We start from the raw sequence: 24,541 nt of genomic DNA, 5'->3' as shown, positions 1-24,541 counted from the left end.
CAAAGATGTACCTGAACCATCGTCATTGTTAATGGTCATAATGGCTGTTTAAGACCAAGCCAAAAGGCAAGGATAGGGCATAAGCGGTTACTGACCCGACTTATAAGCACTGCCCATAAAACCCGGTGGAGAGCATCACGCTAAAGGTTCAATCAAATATGTAATCGGAACGAAGTAACCCTTAATTACCTCTGGTAAGGTCGATAACCAGTAAGTAGCTAACGAATGATAGTTAGGGGAGGGATTGTATCAGAAGCGAATGCTCTGTTGTAACGACAGAGATATGCAGATGGATACACGATAATTCCAAAGGAATAGAACAAGTAGCAATGAATAAATCTAAAACGCAGAACAATCTGACGGCGGAGTGGAAAGACATCAACTGGCGCAAGCTAGAAAGGGTGACTTTTAAGTTGCAAAAGCGCATATTCCAAGCGAGTACACGTGGCGATGTTAAAGCCTGTCGCAAACTTCAGCATACCCTGATTAGGTCTTGGTCTGCAAAGTGTATTGCGGTACGTATGGTAACACAGGACAACCAAGGAAAGAATACGGCTGGTGTGGATGGCGTTAAATCGTTAACCCCAAAGCAACGTACTAACTTGGTAGGTAAGTTGCTGTTAACCGGAAAGGCAAAACCTACTCGTAGGGTAATGATTCCTAAACCCGGTATAACTGAAACTAGACCATTAGGAATACCCACAATAAACGACCGCGCATTGCAAGCCCTATGCAAAATGGCGTTAGAACCAGAGTGGGAGGCAAAATTCGAGCCTAACAGTTATGGTTTTAGACCAGGGCGTTCCTGTCACGATGCGATTGAAGCAATATTCAACAGTATTAGCAAAAAAGCCAAATACGTGCTTGATGCTGACATTGCCAAATGCTTTGACCGTATAGACCATAAAGCATTACTATCCAAAATAAACACATACCCCACTCTAAGCCGCCAACTGAAGGTATGGCTAAAAGCAGGGTATTGTGTGGACAAAAAATTCTTTCCTACCAATGATGGTACACCACAAGGCGGGGTAATTTCCCCCCTACTTGCGAACATTGCCCTACATGGTATGGAAGAAAGAGTTATGCAATATGCGGAAATACTAAAAGGAAGCAAACGAAATAACCGTCATGCCCTTAGTCTAATCCGTTATGCTGATGACTTCGTAATTATCCATGAGGATGTAAACGTAGTCAAGAATTGTCAGGAGATAATTGCCAATTGGTTATGTGACATGGGATTGGAGTTAAAGCCAAGCAAAACAAGATTAACCCACACCCTTAATGAAATAGAAGGAAATGTAGGGTTTGAGTTCTTAGGGTTCCATGTACAACAGCATAAAGTAGGAAACTATCGAAGTGCGAAAAACTCACAGGGGAAACTACTAGGTTTTACTACACTAATCACACCCTCAAAAGCCAAAGTCAAAACTCACCTAGCCAAGATTGGTGAAGTAATAGATACCCATAAAACCGCCCCACAAGCTGCTTTAATTAGTAAGCTGAATCCAATAATTCGGGGATGGTCAAACTATTACTCAACAGTTGTTAGTAAAGATACCTTCTCAAAGGTTGACCACCTAATATGGCAAAAATTAAGAGCCTGGGCAAGAAAAAGGGGAAAAGGTGACATCAACAAGGATAAATACTGGCGAACAGTAGGCGACCGAAATTGGTGTTTCAGTACAGAGGATGAAATAGAATTACACACCCATACAGAAACGCCAATCGTAAGGCATACAAAAGTCAAGGGTGAAGCTAGTCCGTTCGATGGAAACTGGATTTATTGGAGTAAGCGTCGAGGCGAATACCCAGAAACTCCTAACAGGGTTGCAACATTAATCAAGAAACAAAAGGGTGTTTGTCCTCACTGTGGTCTGTACTTTACGAGTACAGACATTGTAGAAGTTGACCATATAAAACCAACATCGTCAGGTGGAAAAGATACCTACGATAACCTACAACTTCTACACAGGCATTGTCACGACACAAAGACGGCTCAAGATGGTTCCCTCCACAAGAATCACGATGATAAGCCGTTTTGAATCGTACCCATAACAAGGGTGGTTTTATCAAGGAGCCGTGTGATGGGAAACTATCAAGCACGGTTTTGAAGGGCGCGACCTGAAAGGTCGTTTGGTACGTGGAGCCAACTCCACTAGGGGATTCACACCCCCTACTCTCACGTAAAAGACTCATAACTGAGTCCGGTCACGGTCAAGTAGGTAACGAAACAACCGGAATGCAGACCACGAATGTAGCCGAAACTGGCAGCCCAAGCTGGTCAGGAGCTAGAGAGAGTTCTTAAATGGTGAACGCAAGTGAATTATCATTTTAAACGGCGTGATACCGTAAATGTCCAAATAAGGCTGACAGGACATTATGGGCGGATTCATAACTCCTTCATTTATGAATCGTGTGAACACAAGCCCATCGCTGAATAGATAACACCTAACTGAGAACACAAAACCAAACGATACAACAGGGTAAGTCCTACAGAGTCTAGGAGAGGTCGAAAACTCCTAGTAGGTCTAAGGTAACGAGGACACAACTCTTTGGAGGATAGAGGAAGGGTTAAAAAGCGAATGCTGAGTTGTAATGATTCAGATAGGAGTTCAAAATTTGCTCCTGAACGAAAGTAATAGCAGACTTAACCTCGGTCTAACACGAATAGAAGAAAAGACAAAGAAATCGAACTCAATGACAAGTTAGCTACTGCCATGAAAATGACCGTAAACGGACAAAGAGAACGGCTGAAAGATTGGAGCCAGATTAACTGGAGACAGATGAATAAAGCCGTGAGAAATCTACGTCGAAGAATCTTTCGTGCCTCAGAGACTGGTAATTTCCGTAAGCTTAGAAACTTGCAGAAATTAATGATGAGAAGTTACGCCAACCTATTATTGTCTGTCCGACAAATCACTCAAACCAATCAAGGTAAACAAACCGCTGGTATTGATAAGGAGGTAATCAACTCACCAGCCCAAAGAGTGAAATTTGTTAATACATGGAAGGGTGGAAATCAAAAACCTGTGCGGCGAGTAGAAATCCCCAAGAAAAATGGCAAAATGCGTCCCCTCGGTATCCCAACCGTCAGGGATAGAGTCATGCAGGCAATAGTTAAAAATACACTGGAACCCGAGTGGGAAGCTAGATTTGAACCCAATTCCTATGGGTTCCGACCTGGCAGAAGTTGTCAAGATGCTATCGAACAATCATTCACCAGATTAAGTGACAATCCCAGAGGTAGCAATGATAAATGGGTTCTAGAAGCTGATATAAAAGGCTTTTTTGACAACATCGCCCATGAATCTATCCTAAAAATGATTAGTAACTTTCCTAAAAGAGGGGTAATCGAAGGATGGTTAAAAGCTGGATTTGTTCTCAATGGGAAACTAAACCCCACAGAGACGGGCACACCACAGGGAGGAGTCATCTCCCCACTTCTAGCCAACATCGGACTGCATGGATTAGAAACATATATAAAATCCACCAACCACCGACTAGGCGTGGTCAGATATAAGGCAATAAATGGACGTTCGCTACCACAATTAGCGACCGCCGAGGAAAAGAGAAAATTATTACTCTTTACCAGATAGCGTACACGCCCATCGAACGTCACATAAAGGTTAAAGGGAATACTTCACCTGACAACCCTCTTCAACAAGAATATTGGCTCAATCGAAACCAAAGATTAGGCAAATCATACTGGAGTAAGGGCAGTAAATACTATTCCGTCGCTCAAAATCAAAACTGGATTTGTCCTACCTGCGGAGAGTTATTGTTAAATGGAGAGGAAATAGAAACCCACCACATAGTACCTGTTGCTAAAGGCGGTACTGACGACGAGTACAACCTTCAGCACGTCCACCTAGCTTGCCACAAACAGGTACACTCTCAAACCAAAAACCAGTCTCAAAAGGTTAGAAGTTAGGCTTGAGCCGTGTAAGTGCGAAAGTCTTAAGCACGGTTCTTAGGGGAGGGGAGAGCGGCGACGCTCGAACCTTACCCGACAGAGGTAGGAGTGGTAACGCTCCTATCGACTCTAACTGAGGCGATCGCACTCTTCGATATTAGGACAGCCCCAAGCACCCCCCATTCGCTATGTTTGGGAACCAAAATAGTAACTTAGCTCGTTTTGACTATCAAAGTAGCTTGCTATATTTTGTAAACAAGCCGGTTTCTTTAGTTGGGTGCGTAATAATACCATTTCTCCAAAGTTTTGCTACAGTCACAACGCTCCGATTAACTTCATACAATTACCCTACTGCGGCTACTGTTGCATGATTTTGGAGAAATGGTATAAATATCATGTCCGGTTAAATATAGCAACCGCCACAACGGTTAAGACACTCACTCAGGGCCCAAACTATTGACTCTCTTCCCCTCTTTCCTCTCTTTCCTTCTTTCCCTAGCCCCTAGCCCCTAGCCCCTAACCGCCCTGGCGGTTGCTATACTTGTCATTGCGAGCGAAGCGAAGCAATCGCAAGGTCTCTGCGATTGCTTCGCTTCGCTCGCAATGACAGATCGTAAGTAATTTGCCGGACATGATATAAGTCCTGAATTAGCAATTAGCAATTAGCAATTAGCAATTAGCAATTAGCAATTAGCAATTAGCAACTAACTACTATCTGAGTTATTATCAGTTAAATTGCTGGAATTTGACCGAGATGATTTATCATTCCCAGAAAGGGGAAGGTTGCGGTTTAACTGAGTTATAGCCCAACGCGCTGTTTCCTGAACTTCTGCATCGGGATCGTCGGCGGCCCGCTGCAATAAGTGACTAACTTGATTGACTAACTCATAAATCCGTGTCAGATCCCGAATCGCATTTTTACGGACTTCGGCACTTTCATTTTGTAATGATATCAGCCAAGCGCGATTCATGGGTTTGAGAGTTTTAATGCCGATTTCTGACAAACTTGACAAAATTAAGCTGTGCTGCTTGGAGTCCGAGTTAAGTAGTAGATTTACTAAGGGTTCAATGGCTCTAGAATCTCCTCGATCGCCTAGTTCCCAAATTGCTTTATGCCGTTTGGTGGGATGGGGGTGAGCTAAATCTTTGATGAGTTGGTCAATAAGATTAATTTTACTTGGAGCTGAGGTTTCTTCAACAAAAATATCTGCTGTATGATTAAATGGCTCTGCTGGATTAAATTTTTCCGACAAGTCCACGCCAGGAACACTGTAGTTTTTACTATAATTTCCGGGTGTAAAATCCTCTGAATTGTCACCACCTATCGCTGCTTCAGATTCGGGCTCGTCAGGCTCAAAGCTCGACGTTGAAGGGCGATCGGAGTTGTCGATCGCGCGATTTCTAGGCATTGCCGGAGGATAGGGTGGCGGATAAATTCCATTAACTGTATTCGGAAAAACGGCTGCCTCTGGGTCATCTGGAGAGTTATTTCTGAGCTGATTTCTTTGAGGCTTGCGTTTGCGAGCGATCGCGACTTTTCGCTGTAAATTCTCAGGTTCGCCGCTACTGACAAGTTTGAGCAAAATAAATACTGCTGCACCTGTGACTAAAAATGCTGCCAAACTCAACAACAATAAGCTCCGCTGCTTTAGCAGAACTCGAATGATAGAGCTTACTGGTTTTGGAATTCGAGAATTAGAGGAATTGGCTTTTTCTTGCTTGGGAGCGGGAGTAGGTTTCCCTGGAGTAGGGGTTGAGGTAGGTTTTGATTGCCCAGGAGAAGGCTCCTGAGCGGCAACAGGGGCGAGTCCAAAGACAATTACTTGGGAATTGGCAATTATGCCCTCAGTCCCGCCTGTCGCACTTGCAGAGGTGGGAATTTGATTGTACAAACCTGTAGAGGAGCGATCGCTTCCTCCCCTGCCCTCCGTAGGGGCAAAGCTTAGACAGACAATGCAAGTCAGTAAACACAAACTGGAGCGGTAGTGCGCCATAAGACTCAATCGGGGTTTTGAGAGGCAACGCCGCGTGACGGGCTTTGGTGTAACCTTGAGCTAGCTCAATCCTAGCTGCTATGCACCCAACTAACTAACGAGCGTGAAACGATATAGAACAGTGGCGGTTGGTAAGGAAGTAGAATGCAGAAAGTTTATTACCACTGAGCCCCTGGGGAAAAGTGGAGAAACGGCTGAACAAAAAGTTTGGGATGCCGTCCGCCTTGCCTTTGCCGATCGCGACTGCATTGCCTACTGGCGCTATCCTATTTTTTCTAAGGTAGGCGAGTTTCGCAAAGAGCCTGATATTCTGATTGCCGATTTGAAACTGGGCTTAACTATTATCGAGGTTAAGTCGATCGTAATTGACCAAATTGTAGCGATTAATGGTCACAAATGGGAATTCCAAAATTTTTACACTACTAGCGGCAACCCTTATCAGCAAGCTGAAAATCAATTATTTGCGATTCTTGGGTACTGCGATCGCGAAATGGCTCTGCGCGATCGTGTCAGCGGGAGAGCGATCGTTGCTTTGCCCCTAATTAATCAGCAGCAGTGGCACGAAAAAGAGTTTAACAAACTTCCGAGTTGTCCGCCCATCATTTTTAAAGACAATCTCGAAAGCGATTTGGGACTGGGAACTAGGGATTGGGAAGTAGAGACTAGGGAAATGGATATTTGTTCCCCTGCAAAACAATCGCTAATTGAGATAATTGAGCAAGTCGCTCCAGTTAAGAAGGGAACTCAACTTAGTAACGAACAGTGGAAACTATTGCAAGCTGTCATCAGCGGCACGCCCATGTTCCGTCCCCCACCTCGAAAATTTTATTTAGGAAAAACGAGAGCATCTGGAGGAGCAGAAAATTCTCTAATTCACAATCCACTATCTTTATCTCCCCTGATTCAAGAATCTGAGACAGGCTTAAATTATATCCCTCGCGCAGAAGTTTTAGCCAAATTACAAAATCAGTTATTAACACTAGATTTACAGCAAGAACACATCGGCAAAGAAATCCCCCCAGGGCCACAAAGAATTAGAGGAATTGCTGGCTCAGGCAAAACAGTTTTACTTTGTCAAAAAGCGGCAATTATGCACTTAAAGCATCCAGATTGGGATATTGCTTTAGTATTTTTCTCCCGCAGTTTATACGAAACAATTATCGGAATACTGGATAAATATTTGCGTCGATTTAGTTATGGTGAAATCGGATATAACCAAAACAATACAAAGTTACAAGCCTTCCATGCTTGGGGTGCAAAAAATCAACCGGGACTCTACAGCACTCTTTGCCGAGCATCAGGAATCTGGTCTTTGAGCGTTAACGATACTGAATTTCAGCAACCCAATGAAGCTTTAGCCTATGTTTGCACCCATTTATTGAAATCAGCTAAAATCCCTCAAATATTTGATGCCATTTTGATTGATGAAGGTCAAGATTTGATTGTAAATGATGAATTAAAATATGAGGGGAAACAGCCTTTTTATTGGATGGCATACCAAGCTTTACGACCTGCGAATTCTTCCTCTTTCTCCCCGGAAGAAGGAAGCCTTGGCGGTCGAGATTTACGGCGTTTAATTTGGGCTTATGATGAAGCACAAAGTCTAGAAAGTCTGAACATTCCCACTGCTAGCGAGTTATTTGGCGACGATTTAGGACATTTGGTCAGTGGCCAGTATAGCGGCGGAATTAAAAAGACTGAAGTTATGCACAAATGCTATCGCACTCCCGGCCCAATTCTGACAGCAGCTCATGGTATAGGGATGGGTTTGTTACGGTGGGAGGGAATGCTAACTGGCATTACTCGCATTGAAGATTGGGAAGCAATTGGGTATCAAGTAATAGGGGACAATTTAACCGAGAAATCTTCAGTTATTTCCACAGATATAGCAACATTCTCAGCGATTAGTACAGATTTTGTAGGGGCGGGTTCGCCTGAATCTTTGCCACCCATCGACAAATTATCAAAACCCGCTCCCACCCCACTTAACCCCTATAAGTTATCTCTTGGTAAGTTTACCAATGGTCAAAAAATCACTCTTTACCGTCCTTCTGAAAATTCTCCAAATCTAGTCCCTAAGTTGTGGGGAAGTCCAGTTTTAGAGTTTCAGGCTTATCATTCTCGCGTGGAAGAATTGACAGCGCTTGCCGATAATATTCTCTATACTTTAAAAGTAGATGGCCTTCGACCTTCGCGGGAAATTTTGGTAATAGTTTTAGGCTCTAATTTTGAAGCAATGGAACTAGAAAGTTATGTTGCTAGTTTCTTGATGGAACGAGGAATTGATGTCTATATTCCCAGTACACCTGAGTGCAATATTTTGAAGCCAGATAAAGAAAGTCGCGATCCAAATCGCTTTTGGTGTGAAGGGGGGGTGACAGTTTCTCGCATTCACCGTGCTAAGGGTAATGAGGCTGATATGGTGTATGTTGTTGGCTTTGATCATGTGGCTAAAGATGAGAGTAATTTGAGTTTAAGAAATCAGTTATTTGTAGCTTTAACAAGGGCTAAAGGTTGGCTGCGATTGAGTGGTATCGGTGCTTATCCGATGTATGAGGAAATGTGGCGAGTGATGGAGAGTGGGGATACTTTTACTTTTACTTTTAAGCGCAAGCCAAAGCGAGAGATAAGTGTTACAGATACGGGGGAAATATTGAGGCGATATGCTGATGGCGATCGGAATTTTCAAGGGATAAATTTAGCTGGTGTGGAGTTAGTGGGGGTAAATTTGCAGAATGCGAATTTAATTGGTGCTAATCTTCAGGAGGCTGATTTAAGGAATGCTAAGTTAGATGGTGTAAGGTTAGTAATTGCTAATTTGAGTGATGCTGATTTGAGTGGTGCTAGTTTAAGGAAGGCGAAGTTACTAGGGGCGATTTTAAATGATGTACAATTGAATCATGCTGATTTAAGTCGGGCGGATTTAAGTGATGCTCAGTTGAGGAATGGGCAGTTAGTTGGTGCTATTTTGAAAGAGGCTAATTTGAGTGGTGCCGATTTAAGTGGGGCTAATTTACTGGGGGCGAATTTAGAGGCGGTTAATTTTAGTGATGTGAATTTTATGGGGGCAATTATGCCGGATGGAACGATTTTTAGTAGCGGTGTTGACGGTTGGTAAGTCAAAATATTAGCACTTACGCAGGGAGTCCCAGAAACCGGGTTTTTGAGAGAATCTGTGGGTAACAACGAAATATTTTCGTAAAAAAACCCGGTTTATGAGGTTGGGTGCGAAAGTCCTATTGATAAAAGGAATTAATATGAACTTACGACCAAAAACAACAGCGATCGCGCTTTGGGGAAGGAAGGGCGATCGCACGATACATACAACAGAATTAAAGCTGGCTGATAAACTCATCTAGAGTCGTACAAGTCCAAGCTTGGCGAAGCAACGCCCGCAAATTTTCAGGCGTTAACCCCTCACCCTCAAGTTTTGGGTTTACCTCTGGTGGCACAGAGTTAAACCTCACTTCTAAGGCATCGAAAATAGAAGTTTTCAAGGCTTGTTTTTGTCCTTTTTCTACTCCTTGTTGAATGATCTCCTGATAAATGACTGACTCGCGCATAATGTCCTCCCGAAACAATTGTTTGATTAAGCTTTTTTCAAAGCGCAAACCTGCTAAGATTTCGCTACAGACTGCAATCTGACCCCGTTCTGCTGATGGCTCAATTTTAGCTAATTCTTCACCAACTTGACTGAGCAAACGTTCTGGGGTGTCTGTCTGGCACAGAGCCGCTAACGGCAAGAGAGCGGGATTGTGTAATAATGGTTCTGGGTCTTGCTGCCACATTCGGATGATTTGATAGCGATGCCTCGTGTTTTCTACACGAAATTGGTCTTTTAACCGATTAGCAGCAGAGGTTTCTTTGAGGATAACGAGTGCTTGTGTGATGGGCACTCGATATCGCCGATAAAGTCTTACCCAGTAGTCTAACATTCTTAGGGGTAGGGGTGTTTCGCCAGCTACGTTGACCTCGAATTCTAAGTGGAGAATTCGTTCTTGGGTGCGTAAAAAGGTGAGATAATCGGCTCGGATGGGTTCAATTGCTAATTCGGTTTTTAGGATTTCAACGGATGTGGGGGTTTGTCCTAATATCCAGGTGGCAAATTCTGCTGGGTATTTTTCCGAGAGATATTTGCAGGCATTGTCATAAGACATTCAAGGAATTTAAGTTGTAATTGAGTACGTTTTTATTATAAGCAAGAGAGAGTTTAGGCTGTTGATTAGTTTTATAGGATTATAGCATTATATTGGCAGGGATCGCGCTTTGGGGAAGGAAGGGCGATCGCCGCGCCAGATTCAGCAGAAATGATTATTTAAGTTAGACTAATAAATATGATATTTAGGAGAAAAATCTATGAGGGTAGAACGGTGGGATGACGATCGCTTAGATCGTTTAGCTAATACAGTAGAAAGTATTGGCGATCGCATGAATGCTTTCGATATTCGCATGGATGCTTTAGGCGCTAAATTAGAAGTCACGGCTAATATCGCAGATAGTAATGCTCGTGTGATTCAAGCTTTAGCAAATGTGGCAGCAGAGGCCAGAGAAGAACGGCAGCAGTTATTTGAGAGAATGGATCGGCAACAGGCCAATATTGAGGGTTTAAGAATTGAGACAGCGCGGATGCTTGATATTCTATTAAATCAACGGAATCAGGGGGATAATCCTACTGCTTAATTTCATAATAAGTAGTCGGACATAAATAAACGTAGTCAGTCATTGCGAGCGAAGCGAAGCAATCGCAATGCCTTGAAATTGCTTCGCTCCGTTCGCAATGACATTGTTTATTTTTGTCCATTTACTTACGTGAGTTCGACAGGGGTTAAAACCCCCGTCTCAAAGATTAAGTCCTCTTAAGAGGACTAAGGAAAATTCATTAGTTTTTTAGTCCTCTTAGGATACACCAAAATAAGTAGCTAGCTCTTCGGAACCACCGATTAATTTGCCATCTATAAACACTTGAGGTACTGTTGCTGCTCCAGTCATTGCTAGCAAAGAGCGTGTCGTAGCATCCTTACCCAAGACAATTTCTTCGTAGTCTAAACCTTGCTCTTGTAAGATTGCTTTGGCACGAGCGCAGAATGGACAACCTGGTTTTGTAAATAAGGAAACCACTTTGGGTTTTACAGCTTGCGGATTAATGTAATTGAGCATCGTCTCAGCATCCGAAACTTTAAACGGATCGCCTGGTTCTTCCGGCTCGATAAACATTTTCTCGATCGTGCCATCTTTGACTAACATCGAATAGCGCCAAGAGCGTTTACCGAAACCTAAATCGACTTTATCAACTAGCAATCCCATACCTTCGGTAAATTCCCCGTTGCCGTCAGGAATCATGGTAATATTAGTTGATTCTTGAGCTTTTGCCCATTCATTCATCACGAAAGTATCGTTCACAGAAATACAAATGATGTCATCGACACCATTTTCTTTAAAGGTCTTAGCTAATTGGTTGTAGCCAGGAACGTGAGTTGATGAACAGGTAGGTGTAAAAGCACCAGGTAATGAAAAAACAATTACTGTTTTACCTGAAAATAATTCATCAGTTGTGACTTTCACCCATTCGTTATCTGTGCGAGTGTGGAAAGTCACAGAAGGTACTCTCTGTCCTTCTCGGTTAGGTAACATAAGTTTTGCTCCTTGATTCAACAAAATTAGAAGGGATGGGGTTGGGGTTTGGAAATGTCTTCTCTATTTAAACGCGATCGCGTTTAAGGGGCGAATGTTCTGGAACATTAATAATTATGTCCGAACTGATTCGCTTTTCCTTACCCTTACAGTTGAAATCGTAGCGCTATTTGGTTAGTGCAGTACGTTGTTACTCGACTGTAGCGCGATCGCGTCTCTCCCTACTTCTTCGGGGCAACAAAAATCTAGCCCCATTTTTTTGATAAATGGGGTTGGCGGTGAAGGTTCCAGCCATTACCGCAGTTTTTCTCCTGCTTCCAGCAGCCAAGCCTGGGGATGGTGGGTAAAACCGATGTGGGGATAATATTCGGTAGCGGCTGGGGCCGCCAGTAATACTAAGTGAGCTTGTTCGCCAGATTCTATTTGGGTTCTGCGGATTAATTCTTTGCCAATTCCTGATTTTTGATGGGATTTTCTTACTGCTAAATCTGACAAGTAGGTGACGTAACTAAAATCCGACATAGCTCTGGAGATGCCGACTAGCAATTCGCCATCCCAAGCGGTAACGATCAAATTAGAATTAGCAATCATCTGCTGGATGCGATCGCGATCGTCAATTGGTCTTCTTTCACCGAGAGTTGAGGCTCGATATAGGTCGATTACCTCATCTACATCCAAATCATTTCCTACTCGATATTGAATCATTGTGTACCTATCGAATTTAGATTTTATATTTTAGAGCGATCGCGCTCGGAAAATCTAAATGCGACTGAGCAACTACGATGCTTTAGGATAATCTTGTTTGTCTGATGACTCTACCGCCATTTTCTCCGCTTTGTCTTTAATTGACTTCAGTACCTGCCGCACTACCCAAGTAGATAAGCGAGGATTATTTTCTATTTCTGTAATTAGACTGTCTAAGTCTTTAACGATTGCATTTAATTGTTGGGTAGAATTCTCTGGCATGGCTTGAATTTTAATTATTTAGCACTTACACACTTCGACCTAAGAAATCGGGTTTTTTACTGAATATGCAGGTGGCGACGAAGATACTAGGACTTACGCACCCAACCTCATAAACCGGGTTTTTTGACGAAAATACTTCATTCTTACCCACAGACGATCTCAAAAACCCTGTTTCTGGAACTCCCTGCGTAAGTCCTGGTCTCTTCCTAAAAAACTGCTGGTTGAGCGAAGTTAAAACCCGATTCCTGGCCCCCAGTGAGTTAGCAAAGTGGTTGACCAGCCTGCTTGAACTCGAAAAGGATGGCTCTTGCTCCTTATATCCAGGTGAGTTTGACAACATCAGGAATCGGGAGCAAATTTACATAAGTTAGCAATAATTAATAAGCTTTAATGCTTGTCAAGATTTATTTAATGCGATCTTAAGAGAAAATACAATTTTTATTTTAGTTACTAAAACTACGCTATTCTCAAAGTATTGCGCGATATCCATAACTTTAATGTATCTGGACTTGAAAACAGGTTTTCCTAGTTAAAGTCTAGATCGTCATGCTCTAAATCATTTCAAAAAGAGCAATTTTAAACTATTTTCGGTTGGAGGGAATATGAACGAAAAAGTCATTTCTACCGCTCGGAACGTTGCCATAGTTGGCCCCTATCTCAGCGGCAAAACCACGCTACTAGAAAGTTTGCTGTCGGTGATGGGGGCAATTTCCCGTAAAGGTAGTGTTAAGGATGGTAATACAGTTGGGGACAGTTCTGCTGAGGCGCGCGATCGCAAAATGAGCGTAGAAGTCAACGCCGCCAGCGCAGAATACGAAGGCGTGCGCTTCACATTTCTTGACTGTCCGGGATCGATAGAATTTGCTCAAGAAACGCTGAATGCGCTGATGGGAGTGGATGCGGCTGTAATTGTTTGTGAAGGAGTCAGCCAACGTATTCTCACCCTAGCTCCGCTGTTTAAATTTCTGGATGACTGGGAAATTCCGCATTTAGTTTTCATCAATAAAATGGATCGGACTTGTACAGATGAGACTAGCTGCGGCTCTAATTTTACAGAGGTACTCAATGCCTTAAAATCGGTTTCTAGCCGCCCCGTGATTCCGCATCAATATCCGATCGCAAAAGGTGAAGCGATCGTTGGCTTTATAGATTTAGTCACAGAACAAGCTTATCATTACCATCCCGGCGCACCCGCTGACCCCGTGCCAATGCCGGTAGAACTTAAGGAGCAAGAGTACGCTGCACGGCAGGAAATGCTGGAGGAATTGGCGAATTTTGACGACCATTTACTGGAAGAATTGCTAGAAGAAATTAACCCCGATGCTGAAGAAATTACCCAAGATTTAAAGATGGAATTGGGGGCGGATTTGATTGTGCCGGTGTTTATTGGCGTTGCAGAGCAAGATTTTGGGGTGCGGCCGTTGCTACAAGCCTTGCTGCGGGAAGCTCCGGTACCGGAAATGACGGCCCAGCGGCGGGGATTGACGCAAGGTGCGAACGCGCCTTTGGCTCAAGTGCTGAAAATATATTATACACCCCAGGGCGGTAAGTTATCGCTAGTGCGAATTTGGCAAGGGACGCTAAATGATGGGACGGTTTTGAACGGGGTGCGGGTTGGTGGTTTGTATCGGTTGATGGGGTTGCAAACGCAGCCTTTGACGGCGGCGGGTGCGGGTGAGATTGTGGCTTTGGGACGGTTGGAAGGGGTGAAAGCTGGGGAGGCGATCGCGTTGGGCAGTCAGCGGGTAGAATTGCCGAAGGCTGAGCGGTTGTCGCCAGTGTATGCGTTGGCGATCGCGCCAGAAAAGCGCAACGATGAAGTCAAGATGAGCGCTGCTTTGGCGAAGTTGATGGAGGAAGATTGCTCTCTGGTGTGGGAGCAGCACGGGGATACTCACGAAATTATACTTTGGGGACAAGGTGAGATTCATCTCAAAGTTGCCCTGGATCGGCTGCGGCGGAAGTATAATTTGCCGATGGTAACTCACTTACCACAAGTACCTTATAAGGAGACGATTCGCAAGTCGGCGGCCTCTGTACACGGGCGTTACAAGCACCAAAGTGGGGGTCATGGCCAGTTTGGCGATGTATATTTGGACATTAAACCGCTACCGCGTGGGGAGGGTTTTAATTTCAATGAAACGATTGTGGGTGGTGCTGTACCGAAACAATATATACCGGGGGTTGAGACTGGGGTGCGAGAGTATTTGGTACATGGCCCCTTGGGTTTCCCGGTGGTGGATGTGGAGGTGACGCTGACGAATGGATCTTACCATTCGGTGGACAGTTCGGAACAGGCGTTTAAGCAGGCGGCGCGTTTGGCGATGCAGGAGGGGATGGCGAAGTGCGATTCCGCTTTGTTGGAACCAGTCGCATCTGTGGAGATTGTTGCTCCCAGTGAGTTTACCTCTAAGCTGTTGCAGTTGGTAAGCGGCCGTCGCGGTCAAATTTTGGGTTATGAAGCGAAGTCTGACTGGAAGGGATGGGATCGGGTTTCGGCTTATTTGCCGGTGGCGCAGATGCAGGATTTGATTGTAGAGTTGCGATCGCAGACGATGGGGGTTGGGTTTTTTAGTTGGGAGTTTGACCATTTGCAGGAAGTGCCGGAACCTTTGGTAAAGCGGGTTTTGGCGACTGCTGCTGGGAATGGTAAGAGTTAGGAAGAAGTTAGCCGGGGGTTTTTACCCCTGGCGATTGTAAGTACCTGGACAAAAATTGTCCCTTGGGGTGGTTGTCTATATTTTAGATTATAATTCAGTTTTTTGATTTAATTCAGTTAAGGTTTTCATAATATTTTGAGCAAGGTTTAAAGCCTTTTTTACCTCGGTTTGTAAGTTGAATATAGTATCTTCGTAATCAGCTTTATTCCTCATTTTTCTTAATCTAGTTAAATCTCTGCCTATCTCTGTTATTTTCTGAGATTTTAATTGATTGAAAATAAATTCTTCCGCTACATATTGATGATCGTTGATATCATAAGTTTTATTGCTAGATAATCTTGGGTCTTGTTCAACGTCCCGTAAGTAATTTCGTGCTAGGCAAAACACCGCGTAGTAAGCTCTACTCACGGCTGAACGCAATTTTGCTTCTTGGTTGGCTGCACTGTTGGTGCTAGAAATTGCTGCCAACTCTTGTGCTAAATTAAAATATTCAGACCAATTAAATCTCATCTGACTCCCATCCTATATCGATGTTTAACAAATTCTTAGAAAGCACCATACCAGCCTCTAGCCACCAAGCACGATCGAGTTTTTTTAACTTATCAAAGGCTTCATCAGCTTCAAATTTTGTGTAAATAATAATCCAGAGCGATCGCCAGCCGGCAATTTCTGGATCTGTTGTTAGTTCTAAGGCTAATCTTTCGCTAGGAAATAGCTCTCTAATTTTAGAATGAGCTTCTAAAATTAAGCTTACCATTACTTCTTGATCGATGATTATTTTAAAGGTTTCTAGGGGTTCTTCTACTGTGTAGAGAGTTCTGATTTTATTGAACTCAGCGATTAAATCATCAAAGGGTGTGGTTTTAATGGCTGGCTCTTGGATGGCAGTCATAATGGTTGATTTTGATGAGTGTTTTAATGTTAAAATTATAGCTGATAGTGGCTATTTAGTACGCGATCGCATCCACGACCACAACTTACCGCCAGCATATCCGCAAGCTATCCCTATAACAGCGCTAAGTAGTAACGCTAATCCAAAATTGAATACAGCATTAGCGGGTATTAAAATTTCTTTACCATTCTCTATTTTTTTAGCGGGAAAGGGTGTAATTACTTCGACTAAGGGATCGGCAAGAGAAGCAACGACTGAGGCGGCACCGAGCCCAACCCCAATTCTAGCAATTTCTAATTCTAAATCGCGATCGCTTTCAATTTGTTGACTTTCCACCATCGCCCGCAGGGTATCTATCCATGTTTCCCATACTTTCACGCTAGACGTAATACTAGCGATTTCTTTGTCAATTTGTGCCTGATATTTATTTTGGGCAATTTCACTGAAAAAACTTAGACAATCTAGTTGAGTAGGTAGTCCCTCTCCTTCTTTTCTGGCTTTTGTCTCAATCTCGTTTAATCGTTCTTTATAATTGTGTAAATTAGTTTGAATTGTCTGATGTTGAGATTCAAAATATGCGAGATTAGCAGTAAACTTAGATAAAATTAATAGATTTTTACTTAAATCTTTTTTTAAGTTTTCTAAGTTGCGATCTGTGGTATGATGAAGTGATAAAGATTGGCTAACAGGCAAGTTACTGGCGGTGGGGAAAAAGTTAGCTGATAAGTCTAGTTTAGCTTTCGTTTGTAAGTTATTGCTATAAGCCCAGAGGATTTTATTGCGATAATAAAATAAATTTACCCAATCTTCATAGAAGTAGGAAATTTTCTCCAGTGTGATTTTATCACGAAAAATGATGATCGCAATGCGGCTGTTTTCCTCTGCTGCTAAGTTTTGCCAATTTTGGGCAGAATCCCAAATTTCAAATGTTATTCCTCCCATGAATTTACCAGCTTGGGGTTCTGACCATTTTTTTGAGGGCAAAAATGATTCATAGGCATTCTTAGCTACAATTTTAGCATCTTTGGGATCTATATTTTCTGGCAAATATCCCAACAGCATCCAAGTTTTATGCAGATTAGCTGTAGGCTTAAATTTGGAGTTTATTTTCTCCTTAAAGTCTTGAAAACAGCTAAGTGATTGAGAATTTTGAGACTCGGAATCAGCAGCGGCGCAACCAAATAAGTTAGCTTCTACATCTGTTAAGGAAAAGCTTTTAGAAAAACCCTGAATAGGTAAGTTACCAGCAATGTCTGAGAAGGGAATATAACCTTTTTCGTTGCTGGAAACTTGCTGGCTGTTGAGTCGATCTTTCCAGTTATAGGTAAATAGGAATAGGTGAGGATATTTTAATTCATTCATTAGCAAAACATCTGTACCCAAACATAATTTACATCATACTGTGTGGCGGCATTTATTTCCGTATTAATTTCGTGAGAGATGCTTTGTCTGACATTTTTGGTTGTGGCTACTGAATCATGGGATTCAAGTATTGTGACAAATACTTCTAGTGATTGCGTTGGTAAGGAATAATTCTCTATTTCCTTACTTTCCATTGTCGGCTGTTTTTGGCTTTCATCCAGGGGGAAAATACATTTATCGCGGGGTTTTGCTTGATAGAATCCCTGTAAGTTATCGTGATGCAATTGATATGGGGTTTCCAGAAAATCATGCTGGTAAATAATTTTCCTGAGTTGTTCCATTGCGTGAGAAAAACTTTGCTTAACTAGAGGACTAAGTTTCTGAATTTCAGCTTGGATATCGCCGAGGGAGTCTAACTCAGAAAGAGTCATCAAAAAAGCTTGGAGTGTGAGAATATCGCTTTGTTCCATAGTAATAAATTGGGTGATAAATTGGTAAGAAAGCCTTGGCGAATAGAATTCGCGGCTATACAGGCGAAGTCCGCCTACGCGGACTAAGGCAGGTTTTGTTTGTGTAGATGCGGTTTCTAACCGCCGATTTCATGTTAAGTTAACTTCGCGCCTACCCATTAATAGCAGCATTACCCGTAATCGTGAAACCTGCCCAATGATAGGGATGAGCATAGGGAGTATGACTCATTCCTAAACCCATTGTAGCAGCTTCTTGGGGAATATTGTTAGCGGCGCTCCGCAAAATTCCCCAACAATTTGAATGGCGATCTTTTTCCATAGGTTTCATTAACTCTTGATACCATTTTATCAAATCCGTATAGGTGACAGTGCGAAGCCAAGTTTGAGCTTTTTTCAAGGCCACTGGCGGCGCGTCATTCTTGAGGTATTCGTGAAATTGAATCATCAGCAAAGCAGCAGAAATTTCATTGACTTTCCACAGGGTACTGACGACATAGTTAGCGCCAGTGGCTAAAAAGCCACTGGCTAAACCGACGTATTCATCAATTAAGTCTTCTGCGCTTGTTAATCCTGTTTCACAAGCTGATAGGCAAATTACGGAATAACTACTAAAATCTATGGCAAAGATGTCTGCGAGGGTGAGTAATTCGTTGTTTGCTAATTCTAAAGCTGATTCTCGCGGCTGTTTGAGATTGTGTGCGCCATGTCCGGTAAAATGGAAGATGTCAGCGCTTTTTTTGAGGGCGTTAGTTACGCTATCTCTAGTGGCGGCTTGGCTTTTAAGATGCTGCTTTTTATCTTGGTATTTTTGGTTAATTACTCCTGATTCAATGGTAGCATAAAGCATATCGCCTCGCGGGTTTTCGACGCTTAATAGTGTGGTGGCTGCTATTTTGGCGGCGCTCAATTTTATGCCGATTTGGGCGCTAGGTAGGTAGGTGATGGTCAAGTCTGGTTGCTTAAATAGATGGTGTAATGGTAATAGGTGCAAATCGCGATGGGGAATTAGAATTAGTTGAGTGATTCCTGTGAGATATTCCTGGGAAATGCGTTTAATGTCGAGGATTTTTTGCAGTTCCTCTAAACTGGTTTCTAGGTTATCTTGCCATTGATGATTGCCGATAGTGGCTGATTTTTCCTTAGTTTTGCGGTAACTTTCATATTGACTCTTCCAATTTTGCAGCCATTTTGCTAAAGTCTGACTTTGGCCGCTAAAGAATGAGAATGAATATAGGGATGTGGTAATAATTTGGATATCTCTCTCATGTCTGATAATAAAGGTGGTGAGGGAAACGGGGCTGAGATGCCAGTAAATTATGGCAGTTTGCGAGTCATTTTTCAGTAACTCTTGCATCTGTTTGAAGTCTAGGCTTTCGGGAGGCTGTTGCCAACCTTGCTGCATCCATTTCAGGCAAAAATTTTTCTGCCTTTCTGCTGTTTCTAGGGCTTTTACTTTGTCGCCAGATTCGACTAATTTATCGACGGCTAACTGGTAAAATACGGCAAATTTGCGCGTGAGTTGTAATTTCTTTTCGGGGGGAGTATCATCGGCTAAAATTAAGTTTTCTAGCAGGTAAGTAGCTTCGTTAATATATTTGTTAGTTTTCCTATTTCCCAAACTGCGGCAGACAAAGATTAAGTCTTGCAAGACTTCAAGATAAGTCTCTGGGATGAGAGGTGATTTCAGGTATTCGCAGGCTTGTTCGTAGCTGGTTTTGGCTTTGTGGAAATATTCAAAATAAGTGGTTGTTTGTTTGCCATATTTGTAATGTGCCTGGCCTTTTCGCTGATGCAAGCTGCCGCAAGCTAGGCGATATTCGTGGTTACTTGGATCGTATTTTTTTAAGCCTTCATCCCAATTTTGGATAGCTTCTAAGTAGCGCCCGGAATTGAAAAATGCCCCGCCTCGATTTGTCCAAGCTTGCCAGTATTGATTTTTAGTGATTTCTAAGGCTTTGTCGCAGGCGGCGATCGCCTCTATATAGCGCCCTAAATTTTTGAGGGCATCGCCCTTTCCGTTCCAGGCCTGTTCGTAGTTGGAGTCTATTTCTAAGGCTTTGTCGTAAGCCGCGATCGCCTCTATGTAGCGCCCTAAATAATACAGGGCATCGCCCTTTCCGTTCCAGGCATGCCGGTAGTTGGAGTCTATTTCTAAGGCCTTGTCAAAGGCCGTGAGCGCCTCTATGTTCCGCCCTAAATTTACCAGGGCATAGCCCTTTCCGGTCCATGCACTCTGGTAGTTGGAGTCTATTTCTAAGGTCTTGTCGAAGGCCGCGATCGCCTCTATGTTCCGCCCTGAATTTACGAGGACATAGCCCTTTCCGTCCCAGGCATCCTGGTAGTTGGAGTCTATTTCTAAGGCTTTGTCGTAAGCCGCGATCGCCTCATCGTAGCGCCATAATTGATACAGGGTATAACCCTTATCGTACCAGGCATCCTGGTAGTTGGAGTCTATTTCTAAGGCTTTGTCGTAGGCCTCGATCGCCTCATCGTAGCGCCTTAAATTATACAGGGTATTGCCTTGTTCAACCCAATAATTAACCAAAACCTCCATTTTGCCAGATTGTAGGGCCATAGCTTTGTAGTGATTTTGTGTTGCTTCCTGATAGCGACCTAATTTATCTAACACTTTGCCACGACTCTCCCAAGCTGAGTAGAAGTCAGACTTAATTTCTATAACGCGATCGTAACAGGCAAGAGATCCTGGTAAATCTCCTATCAAAGAAAGCGTTTCTGCCCTATTCAATAATTCTTCAATATCTTGACTAATTTCTATATTAGAAGTTTGTGGTAGTAATAAAGGTTGCTTTTCAACAGAATAGTCACCTATTCCATTAGTAAACGTTATTGGGGTGCTGCTGATTAAATTTATAGGAATTATCGGCTGAATTATCTCGTTTTCATTTTCTTTCCCTATCACCTCCCCAGCTATCTCTCCCCCCTGATTTCCCCTTGCCAATAATTCCCGCCCAATCTTTCCAGCCATCTCACTGATTTTCCCACAATTCGCCTCACCCAATAGCAACAGCCGCCCACCTAATTCTAAATTCAATTCCGGGGAAGCCAACAACCTCTCGCCAAATGCTTGCAGCCATTTTTCCCAATCAGCATCTTTAATCTTCGTACCAATGAAAAACCCTTGAATTGTGCCCCGACTCCAGCCACCCGCAACACCCTCCAGTAATTCCATGAATTTCTGTTCGCATTCACTAGAGGAAGGCGGTGGAGGTGGCGGAGGTGGCGGTGGGGGTGGAGACTTGATGAAAACTTGCTTAATTCGCCGCCATAGCTTGAGGAATTGTTGCCAGATACGTTGGAACATGGGGATGCAAGGGATGATTTGATGATAATTAACTTATCCCACCTTTATTCTGTCACTTTTTCTTCCACCCGCCGATACTTACCATCCAAACGTTCCTGACGTTGGCGACTATTTTGTTTTTCTAGCTGCGCGATGACTTCATCAAATAGCAGATTAACGGCATCAAAACCGCGACAAACTTCGCGTAAACTTTCCACATTTCTTGCTCTAGTCTCTGCATCGGGAATTTTAGGTTGCTTATTCATAAATTCCAATTCCTTTTAATTTCTTGGACGCTTGGTTCAGAAGCATCAGCATTAGCTTCTGCCTGTGCTAAGGCTCGCTCCATAAGTTCTACGATAGCAGCATCTGCGATTGGTTGGGCATCGGCTACCAACAGCAAAATTCTGGAAAGACGAGTGTAGGAATCTCTAGCGCGTTCCGTAACATTTTGCAGTTCATCTAATTCTGGGATTGTCTCTTCAGTTTCGCCAAACAACTCTAATATAGCATATTCTGTAGCTCTGGCCTCATTGAGGATTAACACCAGTCGCCGTTGTAGCCCAAAAAGAGTTGTAAGAGTTTCTTCTGATAGGAATGCCATTCTCTTTAAATTAATAGCCTGCAAGTTGACATTTTACTACACCCGCCGATATTTACCATCCAAACGTTCCTGACGTTGGCGACGATTATCCGCTTCCAACATAGCGATTACTTCATCCAATTTCAGAGTCGCAGCATCAAGCATTTTGCAAGCTTCACGCATCCTAGAAACATTTTGCTGCCTCGTTTCTAAGTCTGGTATTTTTGGTTGTTTAATCATAGTATATCCCAAGTCCTTTTGATTTCTTGTGTACTTGATTCTGAGGCATCATAATTGCGATCGCACTTATTCCCCCACATTTTCAGCTATTTTCTGATATTTAGTTTCCAGACGCTTGCGGCGTTGACGGCACAGTTCAAGTTCTGCCATTGCCAGCACTTCATCTAAGGCCGCACCGAAAATATCAAGCTGTCTATTGCTTTCACGCAACCGCTCAACATTACGCTTTCTCGTCTGTGCATCGGGTATTTTTCTTTCCTCGTTCATACTCAATTAATAACTACTTCAGTATCGCCTTCGCTTCCTGAATACTCCGCTGAATAAACTCAGCAGATTCCATAAAAGCTACCCGTTCCATATCCGTTAATTCAAGTTCTAAAACCTCTTCTACCCCATGACATCCCAATCGACAAGTAACTCCCAAAAATATATCATTTAAGCCATAAGCTCCTTGCAAAGAAGCACAACAAGGTAAAATTCTTGATTGATTAAATAAAATTGATTCTATCATTATAGAAACAGAAGATGCCGGGGCAAAATAGGCACTTCCTGTCTTCATTAATCCCACAACCTCGGCTCCACCTTTGCAAGTTCTCTGCACTAATCTCTCGATAGTTACAGCATCCATAAGCTCAGTAATAGGAATGCCGTTAACAGTAGAATATCGCGGTAGAGGTATCATTAAATCCCCATGAGAACCTAAAACTGTAGCCTTAATATCTTTAATAGAAACACCTAATTCCATTGCGATAAAAGTTTGAAATCTGGCGGAATCTAATACCCCCGCCATCCCCATAACTCGACCTTCAGGCAAACCCGTACTTTCCCAAGCTAAATAGGTCATTATATCGAGGGGATTAGTAACTACAATTAAAATTGCTTCAGGCGATCGCGCGATCGCCTCTTTTGCGGCTTCTGTGACAATTGAGGCATTAATTTTAATCAAGTCCTCTCGGCTCATTCCCGGTTTCCGAGGCAATCCCGCTGCAACTACTACAATGTCTGAACCAGCAGTATCATCATAATTATTCGTACCGATAATTTCGCGATCGTGGCCTTCGATTCCCCGCGCTTGCATCAAATCTAGGGCAATTCCCTGGGGCCAACCTTCTACAATGTCTAGCAATACAACATCCGCAATATTTTTCTCTGCGATTCGCTGGGCGGTGGTACTGCCAACTTTTCCCGCACCAATGATGGATACGCGAGTTGAAGGAGAAGTTGGTAAGGAAAAAGGGGAAGAATTCATTCTATATTGAGGATTATTGTTCGATCTAGTTTAGGCATTACGCACTCTAATATAGCGGTTTTCAATTGCATGAGAATAGGATAATTGCTAATTGCTAATTGCTAATTGCTAATTGCTAATTGCTAATTGCTAATTGCTAATTGCTAATTGCTAACAGTTAACAAATTGGTAATTAAAAGTTGTACCTCATCCAATTGAAAACTGCTATCTGCCCAGGTATTTATTGAAAGTCTTCGATTTGGTCAACCCGCAACCAAATATTGGGCGTTGGTACGCGACCAAATTTGACTAGGGCATAGTCGCCCCGGAGTTCCATTACTTCGCCCTTTGTTTCAAATAGGTAGGAGGAAAAGCGCGTATCGCTAGCTTTGGCTTCTAAACTATTTTCCAATTTTTCTTTGATAGCGCGGACAAGACTACCTTTTTTGAATGCCATAACTCTCTCTCGCTCTGGTTTACAAATATTATTACAGATTATAGCGGCTTTCAGTTACATGAGATACAGCAGGGTAATGGGTAATTGCTAATTGGTAATTGCTAATGGGTAATTGCTAATTGGTAATTGCTAATGGCTAATGGCTAATAGCTAATTACCCATCCTCCCCATCTCCCCCATCCTCCCCATCCTCCCCATCTCCCCCATCCTCACCTCTGACACTGAGGGCAAAAATGACTCGATCGCCCCGCTAATTTTAGTCGCTCAATCGGAGTACCGCAAACGCGGCAAGGTTGACCTGCGCGATTGTACACCCAAGCAATGCCCCCGTAGTTGCCGTTAACGCCGTTAACGTTGAGAAAATTGCTAAAAGTTGTACCACCAGCATTCAGGGCGTTTTCCAAGACTTGAATGATGGCGGAGTGCAGGCGTTGAATTTGTTCGTTTGTCAAATCTGAACAAGAGGTTTGCGATCGCACTCCCGACAAAAACAAAGCTTCATCCGCGTAAATATTCCCCAAACCCGCAATCAGTGCCTGATCTAGCAGAGCTGTTTTTACCGATCGCGATCGGTGGTGCAGTTTTGCCGCTAAATATTCTACTGTAAACTCTTCTGAAAAGGGTTCGGGCCCTAGTTTTTTCAGGCCTGCGATCGCACTCGACACTTCAGTTGTCGGCGGAACCCACCACATCTGACCAAATGTCCGCTGATCTACAAAACGTAATTCTCGCCCCTCAGCAAAAAATAACCGCACTCTCGTGTGTTTCTGCAAAGGATCGTCTCGGTGTACCCACAGCAGTTGACCAGTCATTCGCAGGTGAACGCCTAACCAAGATGGGT

23 protein-coding genes are annotated in these 24,541 nt (G+C 43.1%); 6 read left to right on the top strand and 17 right to left on the bottom strand.

Annotated elements, in window-relative coordinates; translation table 11 throughout:
- The first annotated feature begins 329 nt into the window (after positions 1-329).
- The 3 genes from ltrA (at position 330) to OSCI_RS31500 (ending at position 3,934) form a co-directional block, all read left to right on the top strand.
- The gene (gene ltrA, locus OSCI_RS13560) at positions 330-2,045 is read left to right on the top strand and encodes a group II intron reverse transcriptase/maturase (protein WP_007355549.1); all 1,716 of its coding nucleotides are present in this window, start codon (positions 330-332) and stop codon (positions 2,043-2,045) included.
- A 675-nt stretch (positions 2,046-2,720) separates the two neighbouring features.
- On the top strand, positions 2,721-3,599 hold the full coding sequence (locus OSCI_RS13555) for a reverse transcriptase domain-containing protein (protein ID WP_007355546.1): 879 nt from the start codon (positions 2,721-2,723) through the stop codon (positions 3,597-3,599).
- A gap of 182 nt (positions 3,600-3,781) precedes the next feature.
- Positions 3,782-3,934 carry an HNH endonuclease gene (locus tag OSCI_RS31500; protein WP_007355545.1) on the top strand — a complete coding sequence of 51 codons (153 nt, stop codon included), beginning with the start codon at positions 3,782-3,784 and terminating at the stop codon, positions 3,932-3,934.
- Between the two features lie 686 nt (positions 3,935-4,620).
- Here the strand turns inward: OSCI_RS31500 and OSCI_RS13550 are convergent.
- A complete protein-coding gene (locus OSCI_RS13550; protein ID WP_007355543.1) occupies positions 4,621-5,910 on the bottom strand; it encodes a HEAT repeat domain-containing protein in 1,290 nt (429 codons plus the stop codon).
- Positions 5,911-6,031: 121 nt separating this feature from the next.
- Between OSCI_RS13550 and OSCI_RS13545 the strand changes: the two genes are divergently transcribed.
- Positions 6,032-9,028 carry a pentapeptide repeat-containing protein gene (locus OSCI_RS13545; RefSeq protein ID WP_007355542.1) on the top strand — a complete coding sequence of 999 codons (2,997 nt, stop codon included), beginning with the start codon at positions 6,032-6,034 and terminating at the stop codon, positions 9,026-9,028.
- A gap of 214 nt (positions 9,029-9,242) precedes the next feature.
- Here the strand turns inward: OSCI_RS13545 and OSCI_RS13540 are convergent, their stop codons facing one another.
- Complete coding sequence (locus OSCI_RS13540; RefSeq protein WP_007355541.1) at positions 9,243-10,067, bottom strand: hypothetical protein; 825 nt, start codon at positions 10,065-10,067, stop codon at positions 9,243-9,245.
- Between the two features lie 199 nt (positions 10,068-10,266).
- Between OSCI_RS13540 and OSCI_RS13535 the strand changes: the two genes are divergently transcribed.
- The gene (locus tag OSCI_RS13535; RefSeq protein WP_007355540.1) at positions 10,267-10,590 is read left to right on the top strand and encodes a hypothetical protein; all 324 of its coding nucleotides are present in this window, start codon (positions 10,267-10,269) and stop codon (positions 10,588-10,590) included.
- Between the two features lie 216 nt (positions 10,591-10,806).
- Here the strand turns inward: OSCI_RS13535 and OSCI_RS13530 are convergent, their stop codons facing one another.
- The 3 genes from OSCI_RS13530 to OSCI_RS13520 form a co-directional block, all read right to left on the bottom strand.
- Entirely contained in the window at positions 10,807-11,541 is a 735-nt protein-coding gene (locus OSCI_RS13530) for a glutathione peroxidase (protein WP_007355539.1), read from the bottom strand.
- A 294-nt stretch (positions 11,542-11,835) separates the two neighbouring features.
- A complete protein-coding gene (locus OSCI_RS13525; RefSeq protein ID WP_007355538.1) occupies positions 11,836-12,246 on the bottom strand; it encodes a GNAT family N-acetyltransferase in 411 nt (136 codons plus the stop codon).
- A gap of 72 nt (positions 12,247-12,318) precedes the next feature.
- Positions 12,319-12,507 (bottom strand): hypothetical protein, encoded by a 189-nt coding sequence (locus OSCI_RS13520; RefSeq protein ID WP_007355537.1) that lies wholly within the window; start codon positions 12,505-12,507, stop codon positions 12,319-12,321.
- Positions 12,508-13,109: 602 nt separating this feature from the next.
- Here OSCI_RS13520 and OSCI_RS13515 point away from each other — a divergent pair.
- Entirely contained in the window at positions 13,110-15,167 is a 2,058-nt protein-coding gene (locus OSCI_RS13515; protein ID WP_007355536.1) for an elongation factor G, read from the top strand.
- A gap of 87 nt (positions 15,168-15,254) precedes the next feature.
- Here the strand turns inward: OSCI_RS13515 and OSCI_RS13510 are convergent, their stop codons facing one another.
- The 12 genes from OSCI_RS13510 to OSCI_RS13455 form a co-directional block, all read right to left on the bottom strand.
- Complete coding sequence (locus OSCI_RS13510) at positions 15,255-15,677, bottom strand: HEPN domain-containing protein (RefSeq protein WP_007355535.1); 423 nt, start codon at positions 15,675-15,677, stop codon at positions 15,255-15,257.
- Complete coding sequence (locus OSCI_RS13505) at positions 15,667-16,059, bottom strand: hypothetical protein (RefSeq protein ID WP_007355534.1); 393 nt, start codon at positions 16,057-16,059, stop codon at positions 15,667-15,669. The genes OSCI_RS13510 and OSCI_RS13505 overlap by 11 nt, the downstream gene beginning before the upstream one ends.
- A gap of 51 nt (positions 16,060-16,110) precedes the next feature.
- Positions 16,111-17,421 (bottom strand): hypothetical protein, encoded by a 1,311-nt coding sequence (locus tag OSCI_RS13500; RefSeq protein ID WP_007355533.1) that lies wholly within the window; start codon positions 17,419-17,421, stop codon positions 16,111-16,113.
- The gene (locus tag OSCI_RS13495; RefSeq protein WP_007355532.1) at positions 17,421-17,891 is read right to left on the bottom strand and encodes a hypothetical protein; all 471 of its coding nucleotides are present in this window, start codon (positions 17,889-17,891) and stop codon (positions 17,421-17,423) included. The genes OSCI_RS13500 and OSCI_RS13495 overlap by 1 nt, the downstream gene beginning before the upstream one ends.
- A 151-nt stretch (positions 17,892-18,042) precedes the next feature.
- Entirely contained in the window at positions 18,043-21,213 is a 3,171-nt protein-coding gene (locus OSCI_RS13490) for a CHAT domain-containing protein (RefSeq protein ID WP_234708751.1), read from the bottom strand.
- 44 nt (positions 21,214-21,257) lie between these two features.
- Positions 21,258-21,458 carry a hypothetical protein gene (locus tag OSCI_RS13485; RefSeq protein WP_007355530.1) on the bottom strand — a complete coding sequence of 67 codons (201 nt, stop codon included), beginning with the start codon at positions 21,456-21,458 and terminating at the stop codon, positions 21,258-21,260.
- Positions 21,455-21,796, bottom strand: coding sequence for a hypothetical protein (locus OSCI_RS13480; protein WP_007355529.1), 342 nt, complete (start codon positions 21,794-21,796; stop codon positions 21,455-21,457). Before OSCI_RS13480 ends, OSCI_RS13485 begins: the two co-directional genes overlap by 4 nt.
- A gap of 36 nt (positions 21,797-21,832) precedes the next feature.
- Positions 21,833-22,015, bottom strand: coding sequence for a hypothetical protein (locus OSCI_RS13475; protein WP_007355528.1), 183 nt, complete (start codon positions 22,013-22,015; stop codon positions 21,833-21,835).
- Positions 22,016-22,081: 66 nt separating this feature from the next.
- Positions 22,082-22,282 carry a hypothetical protein gene (locus OSCI_RS13470; protein ID WP_007355527.1) on the bottom strand — a complete coding sequence of 67 codons (201 nt, stop codon included), beginning with the start codon at positions 22,280-22,282 and terminating at the stop codon, positions 22,082-22,084.
- 13 nt (positions 22,283-22,295) lie between these two features.
- On the bottom strand, positions 22,296-23,264 hold the full coding sequence (gene mdh / locus OSCI_RS13465) for a malate dehydrogenase (protein WP_007355526.1): 969 nt from the start codon (positions 23,262-23,264) through the stop codon (positions 22,296-22,298).
- A 220-nt stretch (positions 23,265-23,484) separates the two neighbouring features.
- Positions 23,485-23,700, bottom strand: coding sequence for an NAD(P)H-quinone oxidoreductase subunit O (locus tag OSCI_RS13460; protein ID WP_007355525.1), 216 nt, complete (start codon positions 23,698-23,700; stop codon positions 23,485-23,487).
- Positions 23,701-23,909: 209 nt separating this feature from the next.
- On the bottom strand, positions 23,910-24,541 hold a 632-nt coding region (locus OSCI_RS13455; RefSeq protein WP_039962295.1), incomplete at its 5' end, for a DNA-formamidopyrimidine glycosylase.

The organism is Kamptonema sp. PCC 6506 (genome assembly GCF_000180455.1).
Classification (GTDB): Bacteria; Cyanobacteriota; Cyanobacteriia; order Cyanobacteriales; family Microcoleaceae; genus Kamptonema; species Kamptonema formosum.
This window is presented reverse-complemented; position numbering and strand designations above follow the sequence as displayed.

Bases quoted from the DNA above. Each gene is read 5' to 3' on its own strand.
- OSCI_RS13555 (WP_007355546.1), top strand. From the start codon at position 2,721: ATGAAAATGACCGTAAACGGACAAAGAGAACGGCTGAAAGATTGGAGC.
- OSCI_RS13520 (WP_007355537.1), bottom strand. From the start codon at position 12,507: ATGCCAGAGAATTCTACCCAACAATTAAATGCAATCGTTAAAGACTTA.
- OSCI_RS13540 (WP_007355541.1), bottom strand. From the start codon at position 10,067: ATGTCTTATGACAATGCCTGCAAATATCTCTCGGAAAAATACCCAGCA.
- OSCI_RS13470 (WP_007355527.1), bottom strand. From the start codon at position 22,282: ATGAACGAGGAAAGAAAAATACCCGATGCACAGACGAGAAAGCGTAAT.
- OSCI_RS13480 (WP_007355529.1), bottom strand. From the start codon at position 21,796: ATGGCATTCCTATCAGAAGAAACTCTTACAACTCTTTTTGGGCTACAA.
- OSCI_RS13510 (WP_007355535.1), bottom strand. From the start codon at position 15,677: ATGAGATTTAATTGGTCTGAATATTTTAATTTAGCACAAGAGTTGGCA.
- ltrA (WP_007355549.1), top strand. From the start codon at position 330: ATGAATAAATCTAAAACGCAGAACAATCTGACGGCGGAGTGGAAAGAC.
- OSCI_RS13495 (WP_007355532.1), bottom strand. From the start codon at position 17,891: ATGGAACAAAGCGATATTCTCACACTCCAAGCTTTTTTGATGACTCTT.
- OSCI_RS13505 (WP_007355534.1), bottom strand. From the start codon at position 16,059: ATGACTGCCATCCAAGAGCCAGCCATTAAAACCACACCCTTTGATGAT.
- OSCI_RS13500 (WP_007355533.1), bottom strand. From the start codon at position 17,421: ATGAATGAATTAAAATATCCTCACCTATTCCTATTTACCTATAACTGG.
- OSCI_RS13515 (WP_007355536.1), top strand. From the start codon at position 13,110: ATGAACGAAAAAGTCATTTCTACCGCTCGGAACGTTGCCATAGTTGGC.
- OSCI_RS13535 (WP_007355540.1), top strand. From the start codon at position 10,267: ATGAGGGTAGAACGGTGGGATGACGATCGCTTAGATCGTTTAGCTAAT.
- OSCI_RS13530 (WP_007355539.1), bottom strand. From the start codon at position 11,541: ATGTTACCTAACCGAGAAGGACAGAGAGTACCTTCTGTGACTTTCCAC.
- OSCI_RS13525 (WP_007355538.1), bottom strand. From the start codon at position 12,246: ATGATTCAATATCGAGTAGGAAATGATTTGGATGTAGATGAGGTAATC.
- OSCI_RS13475 (WP_007355528.1), bottom strand. From the start codon at position 22,015: ATGATTAAACAACCAAAAATACCAGACTTAGAAACGAGGCAGCAAAAT.
- OSCI_RS13550 (WP_007355543.1), bottom strand. From the start codon at position 5,910: ATGGCGCACTACCGCTCCAGTTTGTGTTTACTGACTTGCATTGTCTGT.
- OSCI_RS13460 (WP_007355525.1), bottom strand. From the start codon at position 23,700: ATGGCATTCAAAAAAGGTAGTCTTGTCCGCGCTATCAAAGAAAAATTG.
- OSCI_RS13485 (WP_007355530.1), bottom strand. From the start codon at position 21,458: ATGAATAAGCAACCTAAAATTCCCGATGCAGAGACTAGAGCAAGAAAT.
- mdh (WP_007355526.1), bottom strand. From the start codon at position 23,264: ATGAATTCTTCCCCTTTTTCCTTACCAACTTCTCCTTCAACTCGCGTA.
- OSCI_RS13490 (WP_234708751.1), bottom strand. From the start codon at position 21,213: ATGTTCCAACGTATCTGGCAACAATTCCTCAAGCTATGGCGGCGAATT.